General features: G+C 68.6%; 19 protein-coding genes and 3 pseudogenes. 6 read left to right on the top strand and 16 right to left on the bottom strand.

What is annotated here, in order from left to right:
• Positions 1–16: 16 nt before the first annotated feature.
• Positions 17–1,060, bottom strand: a complete 1,044-nt coding sequence (locus OHA03_RS35485) for a hypothetical protein (protein WP_267007732.1) — start codon at positions 1,058–1,060, stop codon at positions 17–19.
• Positions 1,061–1,241: 181 nt separating this feature from the next.
• Between OHA03_RS35485 and OHA03_RS35480 the strand changes: the two genes are divergently transcribed.
• A complete protein-coding gene (locus tag OHA03_RS35480) occupies positions 1,242–1,403 on the top strand; it encodes a hypothetical protein (RefSeq protein WP_267007731.1) in 162 nt (53 codons plus the stop codon).
• A gap of 187 nt (positions 1,404–1,590) precedes the next feature.
• Positions 1,591–1,974 carry a hypothetical protein gene (locus OHA03_RS35475; RefSeq protein ID WP_267007730.1) on the top strand — a complete coding sequence of 128 codons (384 nt, stop codon included), beginning with the start codon at positions 1,591–1,593 and terminating at the stop codon, positions 1,972–1,974.
• A gap of 114 nt (positions 1,975–2,088) precedes the next feature.
• Here OHA03_RS35475 and OHA03_RS35470 read toward each other — a convergent pair whose 3' ends face one another.
• The 4 genes from OHA03_RS35470 to OHA03_RS35455 form a co-directional block, all read right to left on the bottom strand.
• Positions 2,089–3,186 carry an integrase core domain-containing protein gene (locus OHA03_RS35470; RefSeq protein WP_267007729.1) on the bottom strand — a complete coding sequence of 366 codons (1,098 nt, stop codon included), beginning with the start codon at positions 3,184–3,186 and terminating at the stop codon, positions 2,089–2,091.
• A 23-nt stretch (positions 3,187–3,209) separates the two neighbouring features.
• On the bottom strand, positions 3,210–3,833 hold the full coding sequence (locus OHA03_RS35465; protein ID WP_267008269.1) for a transposase: 624 nt from the start codon (positions 3,831–3,833) through the stop codon (positions 3,210–3,212).
• 152 nt (positions 3,834–3,985) lie between these two features.
• Positions 3,986–4,528: a tetratricopeptide repeat protein gene (locus OHA03_RS35460; RefSeq protein ID WP_267007728.1), complete on the bottom strand. Its 543-nt coding sequence runs from the start codon at positions 4,526–4,528 to the stop codon at positions 3,986–3,988.
• Positions 4,529–4,607: 79 nt separating this feature from the next.
• Positions 4,608–5,813 (bottom strand): ISAs1 family transposase, encoded by a 1,206-nt coding sequence (locus OHA03_RS35455; RefSeq protein ID WP_267004661.1) that lies wholly within the window; start codon positions 5,811–5,813, stop codon positions 4,608–4,610.
• A 145-nt stretch (positions 5,814–5,958) separates the two neighbouring features.
• Between OHA03_RS35455 and OHA03_RS35450 the strand changes: the two genes are divergently transcribed.
• Positions 5,959–6,261, top strand: coding sequence for a hypothetical protein (locus OHA03_RS35450; RefSeq protein WP_267007727.1), 303 nt, complete (start codon positions 5,959–5,961; stop codon positions 6,259–6,261).
• Between the two features lie 45 nt (positions 6,262–6,306).
• On the top strand, positions 6,307–6,522 hold the full coding sequence (locus tag OHA03_RS35445) for a hypothetical protein (protein WP_267007726.1): 216 nt from the start codon (positions 6,307–6,309) through the stop codon (positions 6,520–6,522).
• Positions 6,523–6,859: 337 nt separating this feature from the next.
• On the opposite strand, the gene OHA03_RS35440 is transcribed toward OHA03_RS35445, so the two are convergent.
• The 4 genes and pseudogenes from OHA03_RS35440 to OHA03_RS35425 form a co-directional block, all read right to left on the bottom strand.
• Positions 6,860–7,627: a CbtA family protein gene (locus OHA03_RS35440; protein ID WP_267007725.1), complete on the bottom strand. Its 768-nt coding sequence runs from the start codon at positions 7,625–7,627 to the stop codon at positions 6,860–6,862.
• A gap of 19 nt (positions 7,628–7,646) precedes the next feature.
• Positions 7,647–7,862 carry a CbtB-domain containing protein gene (locus OHA03_RS35435; protein WP_267007724.1) on the bottom strand — a complete coding sequence of 72 codons (216 nt, stop codon included), beginning with the start codon at positions 7,860–7,862 and terminating at the stop codon, positions 7,647–7,649.
• A gap of 374 nt (positions 7,863–8,236) precedes the next feature.
• Positions 8,237–8,443: a hypothetical protein gene (locus OHA03_RS35430; RefSeq protein WP_267007723.1), complete on the bottom strand. Its 207-nt coding sequence runs from the start codon at positions 8,441–8,443 to the stop codon at positions 8,237–8,239.
• A 538-nt stretch (positions 8,444–8,981) separates the two neighbouring features.
• Positions 8,982–9,301 (bottom strand): annotated as a pseudogene (locus tag OHA03_RS35425) (ArsR/SmtB family transcription factor).
• Positions 9,302–9,394: 93 nt separating this feature from the next.
• Between OHA03_RS35425 and OHA03_RS35415 the strand changes: the two are divergent.
• Positions 9,395–10,352, top strand: a pseudogene (locus OHA03_RS35415) (HAD-IC family P-type ATPase).
• 41 nt (positions 10,353–10,393) lie between these two features.
• Entirely contained in the window at positions 10,394–10,786 is a 393-nt protein-coding gene (locus OHA03_RS35410) for a (2Fe-2S) ferredoxin domain-containing protein (RefSeq protein WP_267007719.1), read from the top strand.
• A 22-nt stretch (positions 10,787–10,808) separates the two neighbouring features.
• Here OHA03_RS35410 and OHA03_RS35405 read toward each other — a convergent pair whose 3' ends face one another.
• From OHA03_RS35405 to scnC, 7 genes and pseudogenes are all read right to left on the bottom strand, one after another.
• On the bottom strand, positions 10,809–11,819 hold the full coding sequence (locus OHA03_RS35405; protein ID WP_323181308.1) for a HoxN/HupN/NixA family nickel/cobalt transporter: 1,011 nt from the start codon (positions 11,817–11,819) through the stop codon (positions 10,809–10,811).
• Positions 11,820–12,478: 659 nt separating this feature from the next.
• Positions 12,479–12,871, bottom strand: a complete 393-nt coding sequence (locus OHA03_RS35400; RefSeq protein WP_267008268.1) for a (2Fe-2S) ferredoxin domain-containing protein — start codon at positions 12,869–12,871, stop codon at positions 12,479–12,481.
• 486 nt (positions 12,872–13,357) lie between these two features.
• Positions 13,358–13,672: a hypothetical protein gene (locus OHA03_RS35395; protein WP_267007718.1), complete on the bottom strand. Its 315-nt coding sequence runs from the start codon at positions 13,670–13,672 to the stop codon at positions 13,358–13,360.
• Between the two features lie 352 nt (positions 13,673–14,024).
• Positions 14,025–14,363: a hypothetical protein gene (locus OHA03_RS48090; protein WP_354006160.1), complete on the bottom strand. Its 339-nt coding sequence runs from the start codon at positions 14,361–14,363 to the stop codon at positions 14,025–14,027.
• A pseudogene (locus OHA03_RS48085) lies at positions 14,360–14,648 on the bottom strand (nitrile hydratase subunit alpha). The gene OHA03_RS48090 and the pseudogene OHA03_RS48085 overlap by 4 nt, the downstream one beginning before the upstream one ends.
• A gap of 1,133 nt (positions 14,649–15,781) precedes the next feature.
• The gene (locus tag OHA03_RS35385) at positions 15,782–16,192 is read right to left on the bottom strand and encodes a hypothetical protein (RefSeq protein WP_267007716.1); all 411 of its coding nucleotides are present in this window, start codon (positions 16,190–16,192) and stop codon (positions 15,782–15,784) included.
• A gap of 1 nt (position 16,193) precedes the next feature.
• Positions 16,194–16,895 (bottom strand): thiocyanate hydrolase subunit gamma, encoded by a 702-nt coding sequence (gene scnC, locus OHA03_RS35380; protein WP_267007715.1) that lies wholly within the window; start codon positions 16,893–16,895, stop codon positions 16,194–16,196.
• Between the last annotated feature and the right edge of the window lie 10 nt (positions 16,896–16,905).

Genomic DNA, 16,905 nt, shown 5'->3' with positions numbered 1-16,905 from the left:
ACGCACCCGATTAGGGTCAGAGGCCAGATTCATGCGACCTCGGTGCATTCTCGAGGCCAGTGCCGGCGGCGGTTCGAACGGCCCCCGACTCCTGGCGGCGGGGACCCGACCAGCGAGCGGGGACAGCGTCGAGGGCCGCCGCGAGCTTGTAGGCGGTTGCCTCATAGTTGACCCGCCAGTCCCGGAAGTGCGGCCAGGCCTCCTCGGCCGTCCGCTCGACGGGGAACCCGGTGGCGGTGAGCCGCTCCCAGCCTTGAAGGAACTCCTCCCAACTGAGCTGAACTGGGTCGCCCGGCCGCGGGTCGCCGTCGACCGGGATCCGCAGCGTGCGGGTCAGCTTGCGCAGGCAGGTGACGCCCATCTGCACGCACTGCCGGGCCGCAAGCGGCGCGGCTGCCGGGCAGGCCGCCAGGTGCAGGGCGGCGGCATCTAGCATGGCCAGCTGCGAGACGATCCAGAAGGTGCGCGACTCGGGTGACCGGAAACGAACCAGCGTCGGGTAGCTCGAATGGGTCTGGGCGACGTCGACTGACCAGTGCTCCCAGTCCTGGTAGAGGTCCGTTAGCTGCCCAATGGCGTCCGTGGTCTGCGCTCTGGCGAGCAACTCCGGCCCCCACGCCGGGCTCCCGGCGCGCGGGCCGAGCAGCGCGACCGCCATTTCGCGGCGATGGTAGGCCGCGAACAAGGTGGGCAGGTAGGCGATCTGAACGGCAACGAGGACCAGTCCCGAGAAAGCGGCCAGGAGCTCGACGACGGTCGGCTCCGTGCCGGTCCTGGAGGCGATTCCCAGGGTGGCCAGCGATGATCCCGCTACGCGAAGCGCGGTCGGGAAGGATCCCCCCGGCAGCCACAGCAACAGCCCGTAGCCGACCACCAGGGCAGCCAGCCAACTGAACAACACCACGCCGAGCGTGACGACAGACTGGCTCCCCCGCAGCGCGTCGCGCCGTTCCCATGTCCGCACGAAGCGGCTGCCCGCGGTGTACATCCGGTCGACGAGCTGGTCGACGACCTGGTGGAACCAGATATGGCCGCGGGGCAAGATAAGGGTGTTGGCCACGCTTACCCCCACGGCGACTACAATTAGGGCCCCGAGGACCGCTCCAGCCATATGCACGATCTTGATGCTAAGCCCAGCGCCCCGCCGCGGGTGCGCAGCAGGGCTGCTTGGCGCAGAGCCCGGCATAAACCACACGAAAGACCGAGGGGCGTTGACCCCGGATGTTGGACCCCATTGACACTTGGGCGACGGCAAAACCCCCAGCTGCGCCGAGGAACTCGGCGAAGATCCGCCCGACCGCTGCGGCGGCGGGCTCGTCGATCGCCAGCGCGCGCAGCAGCTTGTGGTCGGCGGCCTTGGCCGGGTTCGGGTGCGGACCGACATCGATCAGCTGTACCCGTAGGGCGGCCGTCCGCCGAGGTGGCAACCGTCAGCCAGGGTGCTGGGTGCACGCCCTGCGGTGCGATGTCCCGCCGGGTGCACAGGCGGGATGAGCGCCGGTTTCTGATATCCCTCTGTGACAGCGTGGCGTGAAACACCACGTTTTGTCTTGTTAGCCTGTGAGGGCACGACGAGGAGAACCATCCCGCATGACCAGCCAGAACACCCCCGGTATAGATCCGGCTGCGAAACCGACGCGCCGTACTTTCACCCCTGAGTACAAGCTGCGGATCGTGGCCGAGTACGACGCCGCCCCGAAGGGTGGGAAGGGCGCTGTGCTGCGGCGCGAGCGCCTGTACGACTCCCACGTCAAGGAGTGGCGGGCGGCGCGGGACGCCGGTGCCCTGGACGCGCTGGCCGACCGCCGTAGCGCCGGAGTACGGCCGAAGAAGTCGGCCGTCGAGGTCGAGAACGAGAAGCTGCGGCGCCGCATCGGGCGCCTGGAGAAGGAGCTGGCCCAGCGGGACGCGGCCCTGGAGGTGCTGGGAAAAGCACACGCGCTGTTGGAGATGGTGTCCGGCAGCGCGGACTGAAGCATGTCCTCGACGCTCATCTCGCCGAGGCGGTCGAGGAGCTGAGGCCGCTGCTCGGCATCATGACCGCCTGTCGGCTGACCGTGCTGCTGCCGAAAACCTCATCCGCCCAGTTCAGGCGGCATGTTGGTACTCGTGGAGGATGCCGCCGAGTCGTTCGCGTTTTCGTATGTCGAGGCGGGTGATCTGCTCCGGATCGGTGATCGGCACCGGCAGCGGGTGCAGCGGACGGGCGTTGGCGATGCCCTGATGCGGCCGGTGGGAGTTGTAGAACTCTTCGAACTCCCGTAGTGCGTGGAGCAGGTGCCGCTGGTTCCAGATCAAGGTGCGGTCCAGCAGCTCACACCGGCAGGTCTGCACCCACCTTTCCATGATCGAGTTCATGCGCGGCATCCGTACGCCGCTGAGCACGACCTCGATCCCCGCATCCTTGAGGACGGTGTCAAACAGGGCGGGGAACTTCCCGTCGCGGTCACGGATCAGGAACCTTGCCCGACATTCGGCGTCTTCGAGGTCCATGACGAGGTTTTTCGCGGCTTGCGTCACCCACGCGGCGGTCGGGTGCGCAGTGGCGCCCAGGATCCTGATCCGCCGGCTGGCGTGCTCGATCACCGCGAACACATACAGCCGCGCCCCGAACAGCGTGACCGTCTCCAGGAAGTCGCACGCCAACAGGGCGTCGGCCTGCGAGCGCAGGAAGTCCGACCACGTGCTGGAGGCCCGTTCGGGCGCCGGATCAATCCCGGCCTCCTTGAGGATTTCCCAGACGGTGGAGGCGGCCACCTTGATACCGAGAACGAGAAGTTCACCGTGGATGCGGCGATACCCCCAGCTGGGATTCTCTTGGGCGAGCCGCAGGACCAGGGCGCGGATGGAGCGCAGGATCCGCGGCCGTCCCGAGCGCTTCGGCCGGGACCGGGCCGCATGGCGGCGTGCGACCAGATCGCGGTGCCAGCGCAGCACCGTGTCCGGACGCACCAGCAGCCGCACCCTGCGCAGCACCTCGACCGGCATCCGATGCAGCAACGCCGCCAAGAACGCGCGATCGCTCGGGGTGAACCGCACCTTCTCGCCACCGAGTTGGCGCTCCAGCACCGTGACCTGATGGCGCAAGGCGAGGATCTCCGCGTCCTTGTCCCGATCGCTCATCGGCAGCACACGCAGCATCGCGAACGCGTTCGTCACGGTCAGGTAAGCCAATCGCAGCAGCACGATCGGCAATCATGCCGGGGCGGTCACCAGTCGCGCGAGAGGACCAATTCGAGCCCCCGGGCCCGAGACCCCGCACACCCCGCACACCAAGCTCCCACCAGGGCGGATGAGGTTTTCGGCAAGGGCAAGTCTGTGATGATGTGCCGCTTGCGGCCGTTGATCTGCTTGCCGCCGTCGTAGCCGCGTGAGTCGGCGGGCACCGTCGCGGCGGCCTTCACCGACTGCGCGTCGATGATCCCGGCCGTCGGTTCCACCGCGCGGCCCTCGCGCTCGCGAATCCGCCCGCGTAGCCGGTCGTGGAACTCGGTGATCAGTCCGTGCTGCCGCCAGCGGCGGAAGAAGGCGTAGACGCGGTCCCAGTCGGGGAAGTCCGCGGGCATCGACCGCCAGGAGATCCCGCCCGCGACCAGGTAGCGGATCGCATCCAGCATCTGACGGTGGCAGTACCCTTCGGGCTGCCCGCCGCGGCCCTCCAGCCAGGCAGGGGTGGGCAACAACGGCCGTACCGCCGTCCATTCCTCGTCGCTCATGTCCGAGGGATACCGGCGCACCCGGTCCGGGTGATCGGCCGCATTGCCGTACACGTGCGCGAGGCAATCGCACGACACGCCGGGCGAGTTGAAGTCCACGGGCGCAGGCGCGTACACATGTGACAACGGGGCCTCCTTGGGCCGCTCGGTTAGGTTCGCACCCCCGAGCTACCAAGAGGCCCCGCCTTCATGCCCGCACCACCACACGATCACCCGACCAGGAACCTTGTTCGACCTGCACGTTCCATGATCGGTACGACAACGGCTTCTCAGGAAGGATCGCTATCAGGCAGCAGCATCCCCTTCAGCAGCTTGCCAAAGACGACTGCCGGGCCAGCCGCGCCTCTCGCCTGGCGCCGCCAGTAGGTGAGGCTGTGCCGCTTTCCCATGGGGTTGGTGGGATCGGAGTCCAGCACGCGCAGTGTGGCGTCCAGGATCTTCTCTAGGGCGACTGATCTGGCCGTTCCCCTCGCCCGGCGCTGCCAGTAGGCGAGCTCGAGCCGCGTTCCCGTGGTGAGGGAGTGGTCAGGGCCAAGCACCCGCAACATGTGGTCCAGCAAGTCCTCTAGGGCGGCTGCTGTGCCAGCTTCGTCTCCCGCCTCCCCCCGGCAGATGGCCAGATTGCGTCTAGTCCTCAGGGCGTTGGGGTGGTCGGGGCCCAGTGTGCGCTCTTGATCGGCGAACAACTCCGACAAAGTCGTACCCGGTCCGGTCGCGTCCCTCGCCTTCCCTTGCCAGTAGGCGAGGTGGTTCCAGGTAGTGAAGGTCTTGGGGTGGTCGGGGCCCAGTGTGCGCTCTTGATCGGCGAACAACTCCTTCAAGGTTGCTGCCGCTCCGGCCGCGTCCCCCGCCATCCAGGGTCATTGCATGATCGAGATCTGTCTGGGTTCGTCACGTGAGACCGAGGGTTCGTAGGGGCCGGTGGTAGTCGCGGCCGGTGTGGCGGAGGGCGGCGGCGATGTTGGTCTGGCCGTCCTGGCGGAAGACGCTGATGGCGAGGTTGCGCAGGGAGGCCATGGCGCGAGGCAGGGTGCCGGTGCGGACCTTGGAGTCGTCCTCGCGGAACGTGCGGTCCCGCACGTGGTGCAGGAGGTTCTCGATTCCCCAGTGGCCTCTGATCCAGGTGGCGAGCTCGGTGCAGGTGGCGTCGAAGACGCTCAGGCTGGTGATCAGGTAGACGCGCTCGATGGTCAGCTTCCCGGTGCTCAAGTCGCGTCGCCACCGTACGACTTGGATCGCCTGGCGGGCGCCGGGGTAGTCGAGGTGGCTGAACGCGGCGACCTTGAGCCGGCGGATCTCGTCGCGGTGGTGGGCGTGGTCGCGAGTGCGGTGCCCGAGCGGGATGTCTCGCCAGGGCAGCTTCCTGACCTGGGCGTACAGGCCCGGATGGTTCTTCTTCACGACGGCCACGTAGTGCGCGCCGCGACTGGTCAGATAGGCCCCGTGGTCGTGCTGGGTGTGCAGTGCGTCGGCGGTCACCACCGTGTTCTCCAGCTCGAGACCGTCCAGCAACGGCGCGAAGGAGGGGATCTCGTTGCTCTTGGAAGCGACCTGCCGCTGGGCCAGGACCACGCCGTGGTGGTCCATCGCCGCCAGCAGCTGGATCGCCGCGGCCGTTGCGGTTCGCGATCCGCGGACCACCTTGCCGTCGACCGCGATCACCCGTCGCACCGGCCCTTTCTCCGCCTCCGGCTCGACCGGGGGCGGCGTTCTGGCCTGCAGATACGCGCTGATCGCCGCGTCCAGCGCGTCACCGTCCACACGCTGCAGCAGGCGGCGCACGGTTGCGGCGTGCGGCACCGGCCGCAGACCGGTAAGTGGATCGGCAGCGAAGCCGAGGACGCCCAGCACATGCTGCGGGGCATCCGTGATCCACTCGCTGATCGCGATGAGCGAGCGAGCCCCGGTCAGCACCGCCGAGACGGCTGCGCACAGCAACGCGAGGGCCGGATACCGCAGTCCTCGCGCATCGCGGGGATCGGCGACCAGGATCAGGAAACGCCGCAGGTCAGCGACATCGCTTGAGGTGAGGGGATCAGTCGGGGAACCCAGTTTCTCCAGTGCGGAAGGGATGGGCGATGATGTTCGGGCAGGCACGGTCTCGCTCGGTTCTCATGGGTCTCGACAACCACATGATCACCAGCACCGTGCCTGCTCTGCTCTCCCGGGCCCCTTGCCCCACAACGGACATGACGCCACGTCACTCACGAGACCGGCGAACCGGACCAATCCCAATCACGCAATGCCCCTGGACACCGATCCCCTCAGCAGCGACGAGCTCGACGCGATTGAAAGGCGCTGCAGGCTGGCCAGCCCAGGGCCGTGGCAATCCTTCGTTGAAGGCCGAGAGCACCTGGGCGGCGACAACTTCATCCGGATCGGAGGACTCGACGACAGCGAGCCCGACATGTATGTCTCCCGAGCCGCCGAGGAAGGGCTTGCCCCCGCCAGCAATCACGACCTGGACTTCATCGCACACGCCCGGCAGGACATCGCACGTTTCCTGGCAGAGGTCAGACGCCTACGCAGCTCAAAGACTCGCTAGGGATCACCTGCCAACCACAGGTCTTGACGATTCCTCGAGGGTGTTGTGAGCCACATCCAGCCGAAGGCCGACAACTTCTACTACGGCAGCTGCGGTACCACGCTCTATGCAGCCGTCCGCTTCGCGGCTCGTGCCGGCGCGACAGGCGACGACCGCATCCAACTCCAGGATGAGGGCTCGGGCCTGCAGTTCTTTCGCTTCACCCCCACCTCCGGGTGGTGGTTCGCCGGCTCCGACACTTATCCGGCCAGCAACAACTGATCGCGGTTCGCGCCCGTCGCCCTGGCACGCCAGTGGAACTGCTCCTGAGCGGCGCTTCATCCGGCGGCCGAGCCACGTCGTCCTCAAGGACATTCTCTATGCCGCCGACCACTGCGGTGCCATGCTCGCCCAGCTGCTCGCCGACACCGAGGCCCCATCTTCTACGGCTTCTTCCGGACGGGCCCTTCGAAGAGACCCTGGCCCGGCACGCGATCAAGCCCCAGGCAGTCGAGTGCGGCGAATCATGGGGCAACCCGGTCTCCCGGGTCAGGTCGGCGGGGGCGACATTCTGCCGTCCCCTACGGCCCTGTGGTTGGCTGACCGAGGTCCGTACGTATCACTGCACGGGCGCGGCGGTTTCCGATGCGGTGTCCCGCGCGGTGGTCGCAGCGATGGGCTTCGGGCTGATTACCCGTTCAGCAAGGCGTCCGAACAGGAGTCCGAAGGAGGCCCAGAGGGTCATCTGGATGGCGAGGGCCGCGAGGCGGAACTGCCACAGCAGTGTCGCCGAGAAGCCCTGCGGCACCTCGTTGACCGCGGGGAGGAAGGCGTAGGCGAGGCCGACAGCCACGCTGAACCCGAGTACCGCGGTGACGGTGGCGTTCCAGTTGCCCAGGCGCAGGGCGAGCCGCTTGCCGACGATCACCGTGGCGACAGCCAGTAGCACGCTGAGCGCCGTCATCAGGAAGTACAACGTGGTGCGCTTGCCGATCGTCGCCGGGTCGCCGATGGAGGGCGGGTTGGCGGGGTACTTGAGGAACGGCACCACGTAGACCGCGAGCAGTGCGGTGCCGGAGAGCAGGGCGGCGGTGGCGCGGGGGGTGAACCGGCCGATGCGGCCGAGTGCGAAGCAGTACGCAAGGGCGGCGATGCCGCCCAGCGATACGCCGTAGATGAGCACGCCGGTGGCCAGTCCTGCGGTTGACTGCAGGGAACGGCTCACGATCTCCATTCCGTGCTCGGTGGTGTGGGCGTCCTCGTAGGCGATGGCGGCGTCGACCTGGCGCTCGCCGAGCAGGTAGGCGACGACCAGGGCGAGCAGGCCAGCCCCGAGGCCGGCCAGCATGCCGCGTACGAGTAGGGATCTGACGGTTGCGGAATTCATGAAGGGCTCCCCTGCTACGTCAGTGACAGGGGAAGCCGAGCAGGTGGCGGCCGTCGTGTACCCACTCGTGCACGTTCTCGCCGGAGATGAGAGAGGTGGCGCCCTGCTCGGCGCCGACGAAGTAGATCAGGGCCATCAGCAGGATGCCGAAGAACACCGCCCAGGGTACGATCGCCTTGATAGGCAGCGTCAGGGGGGCGGCAGGGACGGCTGTGGGAGCTGCGGTGTGTGCCATGACAGGGACCTCCTAGGGAACTCGTGTTGCGCTAGATGATGCGTGGACGACGGCATCGGGTCCTTCCCCCAGGAACCACCACCCCGTGGGGCGGCGTCTGCCTGGTTAAAGTGGCACGACCGTGCCGGACTCGCACCGGGGCTTCCGTCACACCGTCGTCATATCAAACGTACCGTCAACCGCCAGGCCAGCCAAGGGCGCACGGGCGGCGCACTTTCCCGCTCGTGCGCCCTGCGGCCCGCGAGCCGATCGACGGCTGAGGCAAGCGAGTTGGACAGGCCGGAGAGAGTGTTGACGGTGCGTGTGACCTTATCGGTCGAGTTCGGAAATCCTTCGGGGTTGACTGCGGAGTTGGTGTTGTGGGTGTCGCCTGATCAGATGCCGTGGGCAGCGAGGTGGAGCCGGCAGGCGCAGTTGAGGGCGTCTTCGGGACTGTCGGCAAAGGTGCGGGTGGACAGCAGGGATTCTTCGTAGCGGTCGCTGCCGGCGTAGTAGAGGGCGATGCCCCACCTGCTGATGGTTCCGCCGTAGCGCAGGCGCATCAGCTTGACCGCCTCGCCGTCGGCCAGTTCCGTCTCCACATAGGCGAGGCCCCGCGGTGGCGGACGTGCAGTAGTGTCAGTTGCCGCCAGGCGGTGCGGGCGTGCTCGCCAAGGCGCTGCTCGAGCGAGAGCCGGGCGGACTCCGGAGGTGTGGGCACGGCGGCCATCCTGTCCGACGGCCCGGGGACCGGACACGGCAGGCTACGGCCTGACTTGACCCACTTCTCCCGATCGGCGCTTGCCCCATGCCCGTCGCCCCGGCCTGCCCGATATTTCCGACTGCCGCCGAGCGCGGGGATGTCAACGGGTGAGCGGTGTCCAGCCGGGTTTGTTGGCCGCCGGTCAGGTGCGCAGGCAGCGCGTCGGACGTGCGTCCATCCTCTTCGGTGCCCACACGCCCTGGGGCGAGTCCGAGCAGTCCGGAGGCGACCATCCCCGCCACCGCCGTCGACGGCGCGCCACCCCAAATGAGGGATCGCGGACATCCCCCTGGACAGTCGATCTGCCGTCAGTCGCCGGCGTCGGCCTCGGGGACGTCGACCAGGCCCAGGCACAGGTGAGCGATGCGATAGACGGCCTAGTCCGGGCCTAGTCCAGGAGCTCGGCTACATGGTGGTCGTACAGCGCGTAGACCACGGAGCGCCCGTGGCGTTCGCCGACGACCAGGCCGAGGTTGCGCAGCAGTCGTAGCTGGTGGGAGCAGGCGGACTGCTCCATGCCGACCTCGGCGGCCAACTCGGTGGCCGGCAGCGGCCCCTCCCGCAGGCGGGCCAGAATCAGCAGCCGGGACGGGGTCGCCAGTGCTTGTAGGGTCGTGGCGACCTTCACGGCATTGCCCGCATCCAGGCGAGCGCGAGGAACGGTGTTCTCGGCGGGGGTGACGACTCCATAGCCCATGCCAACCACTCTACGAAGGTAATGAAGAGCTGTTCATGTGTTCCTGTATGGTTGCTGGGTCGTCCCTGCCTGGGAGGAGGAACACCACCGCCCATGTCTGACACCCTCACCGAGCGCCCGGTCACGGCCGCGGCCCCGAGCGAACCGGCCGCCCCCCCAGGCGGCGCACACGGGTGTTCGCGCTGGCCGAGGCTCGTTGGGCAGCCGCCGCCATCGTCACGTTCACTCTCGCGCTGCCGCTGCAGTTGCTCGGCGCCACCGCCTGGGCCTGGGGTCCGCTGTATGCGATCGCCTACGTCACCGGCGGGTGGGAGCCGGCCTGGGCGGGCCTGCAGGCGCTGCGCGAGAAGACCCTCGAAGTGGACCTGCTGGTGATCGTCGCGGCGTCGGTGCGGCCTCGATCGGGCAGGTGATGGACGGTGCGCTGCTGATCGTCATCTTCGCGGGTGATCGTGTCCCGGTCGGGATCCTAGGTATCGCCGACTGCCTGCGACCGGAGGCCACCGCGACCGTCACCGCCCTGGCGTCGCTGACCAGGCGCGCCCCGATGCTCGTGACCGGTGACAATCTGCGCCCGGCCGCGCGCCTGGCGGGCGCGGTCGGCATCACCGACGTCCGCGCGGGCCTGTTGCCGCAGGACAAGGTCACGGCGGTTCAGGACCAGGAGAAGGCCGGGTGCAGGGGCCTGGTGATCGATGACGGCGTCAAGGACGCCCTCGCACTCGCAGCCGCACACACCGGCTTCGTCATGGGCTGGGCCGGCTCCGACCTCGCTCTGGGACCCGCGGACGCGGTGATCGTGCGCGACGAACTCGCCACCGTCCCCAAGGTGGTCACCCTGTCCCGCGCGGCGAGGCGCTTGGTGGTGCAGCACCTGGTGCTCGCCTCGGTGTTCATCTCCGGCCTGGTCGTCTGGGACCTGGCCGGTCACCTGCCGCTGCCACTCGGCGTCCTCGGGCACGAGGGTTCCACCGTCATCGTCGGCCTCAACGGACTGCGACTGCTGCGCGACGCGGCGTGGAAGCGGGCCGGCATCGAAGGGGTCCAGTGAGCAGGCACAGCCACGCCCGACTTCCAGCCAGGGACGCCCTCATGGCCGCCACCAGCAAGGCGGGGGCGGTCGCCCGCTGCACCGTCACGGTCTGCCGCGGCTGCTGCTGCGGCACCGCCAAGGTCCCCCGTCTGGACCACGCCGCGCAGCTCGCGGATCTGCGCGCCTCGCTGGCGGGGGTCGCCAATGTGCGGCCCACGGGCTGCCTGGACGCCTGCGAGCGCGCCAACGTGATAGTCATCCAGCCTTCCGCCGGCGGCCGCAGGGCCGGCGGTCGCCCGGTCTGGCTGGGGCTAGTCAACGACCCCGACGCGGCGGCGGACATCACCGCCTGGGTCCGGGCGGGCGGACCCGGCCTCGCTGACCCGCCCGACATCCTCGACCTCTACACCTTCACCCCGTCCCGCCGCATACGACAGGCTCTCGGCAACTGAACCTGTGCGGCACAGGGGCGGTTCAGGGACCGGAGGCGGCGTCAGGGGCGAGGGCCGACGAGTCCGCGGCCGAGCAGTACTTCTGCTCGACCTTCCCCACCTTCCAGTAGGCGACGGCCCCGATCCAGACGACGGCGAAGATCCCGACGATGATGAATCCCACGTTGTTCAGGTCGAGTGAGGAGACCCAGCTGCTGACCGGGTCGCTCATCCCCAGGTCGTCGTGGACCACGGTCATCCACTCGATGGTGCCGATGATCAGCGCGATGGCGACCGAGAACCCCGTGATGGTGATGTTGTAGTACAACTTGCGGATCGGTTTTGCGAACGCCCATCCGTAGGCGGCGCTCATGAACAGGCCGTCGAGCGTGTCGAGCAGGGTCATGCCGGCTGCGAAGAGCACCGGAAGCACGAGGATGGCGTACCACGGAAGGCCGCTCGCGGCCCCGGCTCCGGCCAGCACCAGCATCGTCACCTCGGTGGCCGTGTCGAAGCCCAGGCCGAAGAGCAGGCCCAGCGGGAACATCTGCCAGGGGTGCCGGATCGACTTTGTGAGCCCGTTGAGGAACCGGTTGAGCAGCCCTCGCTTGCTGAGCTGTTCCTCGAGCTCGTCCTCGTTGAACTCACCGCTCCGCATGCGGCGGAAGATCCTAGTGATCCCCTGCAGGACCACCAGGTTGAGCACCCCGATGGCATAGAGGAAGGAACCGGCCAGCACGGTGCCTGCCGTCCCGAAAGCCCGATGCAGGCCGGAGCCCTCGGAGGTAAGCGCTCCCGTCGCGCGGATCCCGGCGGCAATGAGAGCGGCCAGCAGGAGAACGACCACGGAATGCCCCATAGCGAACCAGAAACCGACCGAGACCGGATTCCTCCCGGTGTCGTTCAGCAGCTTCCTGGTGGTGTTGTCGATCGCGGCCAAATGATCCGCATCGAATGCGTGGCGCAGGCCGAGAGTGTATGCGGTCACACCGATGCCGAGACCGAATACCTGTGAGTCCAGGGAGAGATGGGCAGGAATCACGACAAGTGCCATGGTGCCCCAACCGAACACATGCAGCGCACCGATGACGAGGAAGACCCCAACGACTCTTATCCGATAGCCGGAAGCACGGCCGGGCCCGGTCGCAACGGAGCCGCCGGGCGGCGGGGACGAATGGATTCGGGGGACTTTGATCGTCATCGCGGCCACTCCAGAAAGATCATTCCGTGGAGAGGAGGGAGTCCTCCTCCGAACCGTTGCGAAGCCTGCCCTTGGAACAACGTAATGCATGGAATGGATTCCTTGAACATCTGATACGCCGACAGGGGACGTGGTATCAGGCCAGTTTCCGTGCGTGCTGCCGCCCACCTGCCGCGGGCGGACGCCCCCAGCGGGTGCCCCGGCAGCGGACCGCTGCGGTACCGGTACTGCGGTGCAGACGTCCGACGGGCCATCACCGACCGCCGTCCGGGCCCGCTACCGACCATGACCGGCTGACGACGGCGTTCGGCGGCGCCGCTCTGGCCGCGTCGGGCCTGGCCGTCCTGGTGATACTGCTCGTCACCTGGCGCCGCAACCGCCCGCCCGACTGAGCCGCTCCGCCGGCGGACCCGGCGGCGCCTGCTGCCGGACGCGCTGCGGCGTTCCCGCTCCCGGCATGCGCGCCGGATCGGCAGGTGCCGCAGGCAGGGGTGCCGACGGGAGCCGGGGGCTCACCGGACGGCCATGCGGAGGGTCCTGCCGGGCGGCCGGACGACCAGGTGGACGAGCCCCAGCGGGACGGCGGCCTGTCCCGGTCCGCCGGCCCGGACCCACGCGATCACGTCGGCGACGGTGTCCGGCTCCCGTACGCAGCCGAGCCACACGGGCCGCCCGCCCGCCGCACGGCCGGCCGGCGCCGGTTGCAGGACGATCAGGTTGGCCTCCTCGCACAGGCCCAGGCAAGGAGCGGTGCGCACGGTCGCGATGCCCCGCAGCCCTCGCGAGAGGTCGGCCAGTTGGGCCTCGTGCTCCACTCCGGGCACCTTCGCCGTACCGCAGCAGCAACCCCTGCACACAATCACGGTGGGAAGCCGCCCTCGGTCGGCGGTGGGAGCCGGCCTCACCTCCTCGGGGCGCACGGCCGGTCCCTCTCCCCTGCTGCCCAGTATTCCGCTGCCGAGGGTTCGTTCCTCTGTGGTGGGGCCGGGCGGCTTGCTTCGCCGGCCGGCCGGCGGCGCTCCGCGCCGTGCGTCTCCCCGGGCGGACCCGGTCTCCTTCGCAGCGCCGAGCGCCCGGGAGGGGACGGTTGAAGACCGCGCGGCGCGGCCCGGGCCCGTTGGTGGCGGATCACTGGAAATCCCCGGAGGGACGAGGCGGATCGGGCCGGTACGGGGCGCGCAACGGCCGGGGACCGCCTGCCGGGCCCGAAAGCGGGTGGAGGGCGGTGGTCCGGGTGGCCGGGCCCGCGGTCTGCCCGGGGCGGCACCGGCGGCGAGTGGTGCCGCCGGAGGCGGACGTGTACAGGTGTGTGCGGCGGATCTGTACCGGGCGGCACAGGGCCGTACCCGGGGAGCGGGGCTCGCGGCCCGGCCGCCCGGGGCCGGGGGAGCTCACCTGTCCCTGAAGCAGGCGATGTGGAAGGGTCGGGCCGCCGGTTTGCCACCCGCGTCGAAGGTGCAGACCCTCATCTGGTTGTCGGCCGGTCCCAGCCGCACGGTGACCAGTCCAGGCAGCACCGGCTCGTCCTCCGCGCTCCCGATAGTCCCCGCGAAGTTCGTCTTCGCCTCGCTGCCTCGCAGCGGGACCCCCCAGGTGAGGGTGTACTCGTTCGCTCCGTCGTATTCGCATTCCTCGATTAGGTAACCGCGGACCACCGATCCGTCGGCTGCGACGACGCAGGCGAGTCGTTTTTCGAACTGGCTCATTTTATCTGCCTCGATCTTTTCCCGGCTGGTTTCCGTAATTGTCGTACCGGGTCCGTCAGCCCGCCATCCGGACTGCTCCGGAAGGGGCAGGTCACGGCTTCCGGAAAATTCCGGACTGGGCTCGGAGAAAACTGATGGGGAGTGCGGCGGGCGAACTGGTGGTCGGGGACAGCCCCGTTCACCGGAGTGCGGCCCCGTGGCGCCCGGCTCCGGCGGCGCCGTCTTCATGGCCTGCGGCATTCTCAGCGCACTGGTTGGGAGCAGTGGTGATCACCAGCTCGACGGCGGGGGTGCGGGCGGGGCCAGGAGGCTGCGCACCTCCTGGCCCCGCCCGTCTCCGGCGGCCGGCGGCTCAGATGTCCTCCAGCCGGGCCCGGACCTCCTTCATCTTCGCCTTGATCTCCTGGGAGTCCAGGATGCCCTTGGAGATGAGGGAGTGGGTGACCGTCAGGGCCGACCGCGCATGGACCGGGTAGCCGACGTACACGCTCTCGCCGAGGCGGTCCTCCTCGTGGCGGCGCTCCAGATTGTCCAGCGTGCCCCGCCAGGACAGGCACTCGCAGGTCGCCTGCATGCTGGACTCCCACGGCGAGGAGGTGCGGTCCAGCTCCGGCAGGTTACTGTCGGTGCGCTGCCCGACGCTGCCGAGGATCTCCACGACGGCCTCTTCCGGCCGGGTGCTCCCGATCATCGCGTACCTCCGGTGGATGGCGCCTCGGTGGCCGTCCAGTCGGCCTGGGGCAGCGCCACACCGATCATGGTGTCGCGGGTGACGATCGAGGCCAGCTGCTCCTCGCTCCACCCCTCGGTGCCCTCCGGGCGCATGGGCATCACCATGAACCGCGACTTCTGGTTGGAGTCGTGGACCCGCACCTGCCTCCGACGGCAAGTGCAGGCCGAACTCCGCCAGCACCTCCCGGGGATAGCGCACCAACCGTCGCCGGAAGCTGGGGGTGCGGTACCAGTCCGGGGACATGCCATTGCGTTGTTCGGGCGTGAGATCGGCCTCGTCGGCCTGGGTGATGATCTTGGCAGCGGCGTCCTGACTCCGGCCCTGAAGGATCAACAGGGCCTTCTCGACGACCCACCGCTCGGCACCGGTGTCACCGCTGGCATGAAACGCCCAGGTCGCACACCATAAGTACTCAACGACATGGATGATGTCGATCAAGATGTGGATCTTCGCCTTGCGGCGCTTGGCCTCGGCGCGGATGACGTCGATCTGGTGCGGGGCCCCGTCGACCAGGACCAGCCAGGTGCGGCGACGGACGGGATCACGCTGATCGGCCTGGTCGAAGGCGTCTGTGATCACCTCCTCGGTGCCCTCGACGACCGAGCCGGTCAGCCACTTGTTGAAGGCCACCGGGCCCTTGACGCGGGCTGCCTTGCCCTTCGCTCCTTCCGATCCGTTGCCGTCGCCGTCGGTGGGGGTGGGGGTGGGGGTGGGGAGAGTGAACACGTCGTGGGCCTGGCGGGGGACGGGGTCGGTGTCGTAGACGGCGGCCAGAGTCGCCATCCGTTTACGTCCATGTTTCTCTCCGCTGGCCAGCCGGGTGGCGAAGGTGTTGCCGCCTTTACTCTCGGCGGCCTTGCGGGTCGCTTCGCGCAGGGCCTCGGGGCGCATCACCACGCCCTTGGCGTCCGAGGTGATCACCAGCAGAGTGTCATCGGTGCAGGCCACCGGGGCACGGGAGGTGTAGAAGGTGTCGATGTCGCGGGCGGCGGCCACGGTGTTCTCCTCGATCTGCCGCTTTCCGATCACCGGCCCGCACTGCTCGGTGAGCATCGCGTGCGCGTTGTCGAACGATCCCCGTACCGCCTGCTGGACCGCGAGTTTCCGCAGCACGAGGGAGTGCCGGTGCACGGGCAGGTTCAGCCCCGCGTCTGCCGGATACAGGTTGGCCCGCCGGCACCGGCAACGGGCGGGCGCCTCCGGTCGGCCGCCGCGTCGGGGTTCGTCGGCGTGATAATCACTCACCCGCAGTCGAGCAGGGAAGCGGCAGTACGTCGCACGGCGCTACCCGGGCGGCCTGCGCGGGCCTGCGCGAGGGTCGGTCCGGCGTGTTCGTCGGTCCGGCGTGTTCGTCGGTCCGACCCTCGCGCACGACGTCAGGCCTCAAGGCGCTCCCGCACCGTCACCATGCGGTCGCGCAGCGCGTCCTCGCCGATGACGCCCCGCCAGATCAGCGAGTGGGCCAACGCGACCAACTGGCTCTCGGGGAACGGCAAGTCGATGTACCGCCCTTGAGAGAGCGCGTCTTCCTCATTGCGGCGCTCCTCGAACGACGAGACGACCCCCAGGTGCGCGCAGGAAGCCTCGTCGAGTGCGTCACACATGCCGTCGAGACTGCTCTTCCACGGCGGTGTGGGGTTGCTGACCGACCACTTCTCGGTGAGTGCCGACCACACATGGTCCTCGCGGGAGGCGAGATCTTCGAGCACCTCAACGCGAGTGGTCAGCAGGGATGGGTCGACCTTCGCGACGACCGCGGACCGGTCGTGCTTGCCGGTGTCCGCCATGTCAGTGCGATCCTCGCTGCGCCTTGCGGACCCGGTCGGCCGTGACGTTTTCCGTCACTCCGGGCCGAGGCAGCGCGACGCCCATCATGCAGTCACGGGTGACAATCTGCGTCAGCTCGTCCTCGGACCAGCCCTCCGTGCCCTCCGGACGCATCGGCAGCACCATGAAGCGGTGCTTCTGGTTGGAGTCCTGGATTCGGATCTCAACGTCGGCCGGCATGTAGGTGCCGAACTCGGCGAGCACACCGCGCGGGTGCCGCACCACCCTGCGCCGGTAGTTGGGCGTGCGGTACCACTCGGGCGAGTTGCCGAGCAGCGGCCGCGGGTAGCAGGAGCAGAGCGTGCAGACGATGACATAGTGGAGCGTCGGGGTGCTCTCGAGGATGCGCAGCGCCGTAAAGTCGCTCGGCGTGCCGAAGCCCGAGGGCTGCATCCAGTCGACTCCTACGGCCTTGCACGCCTCGATCGGGTCGGCGAGTGCGGCGCGCTTGAAGGACTCGTCGAGCCAACACTTGGCGACAAGTCGCGCTGCGGGAAGCGGGCCGATGTGCTCCGAGAACTCGGTGAACGCGCGGTGGTCCTCAGCCGTGAAGATGCCCTTCTCGAGGCAGAGCTCGCGGACCGCGACCTCCAGGACCTCGAAGTCAGACACCTCCTCGACCATGGGCGCGGGCGGATTGTGACCGTGCTCACTGGTTGACATGGAGATTGAA

It is taken from the genome of Streptomyces sp. NBC_00154 (genome assembly GCF_026342835.1).
In the GTDB taxonomy this organism is placed as follows: Bacteria; Actinomycetota; Actinomycetes; order Streptomycetales; family Streptomycetaceae; genus Streptomyces.
The sequence above is the reverse complement of the archived record's forward strand: the minus strand, read 5'-3'. Positions and strand labels throughout refer to the sequence as shown.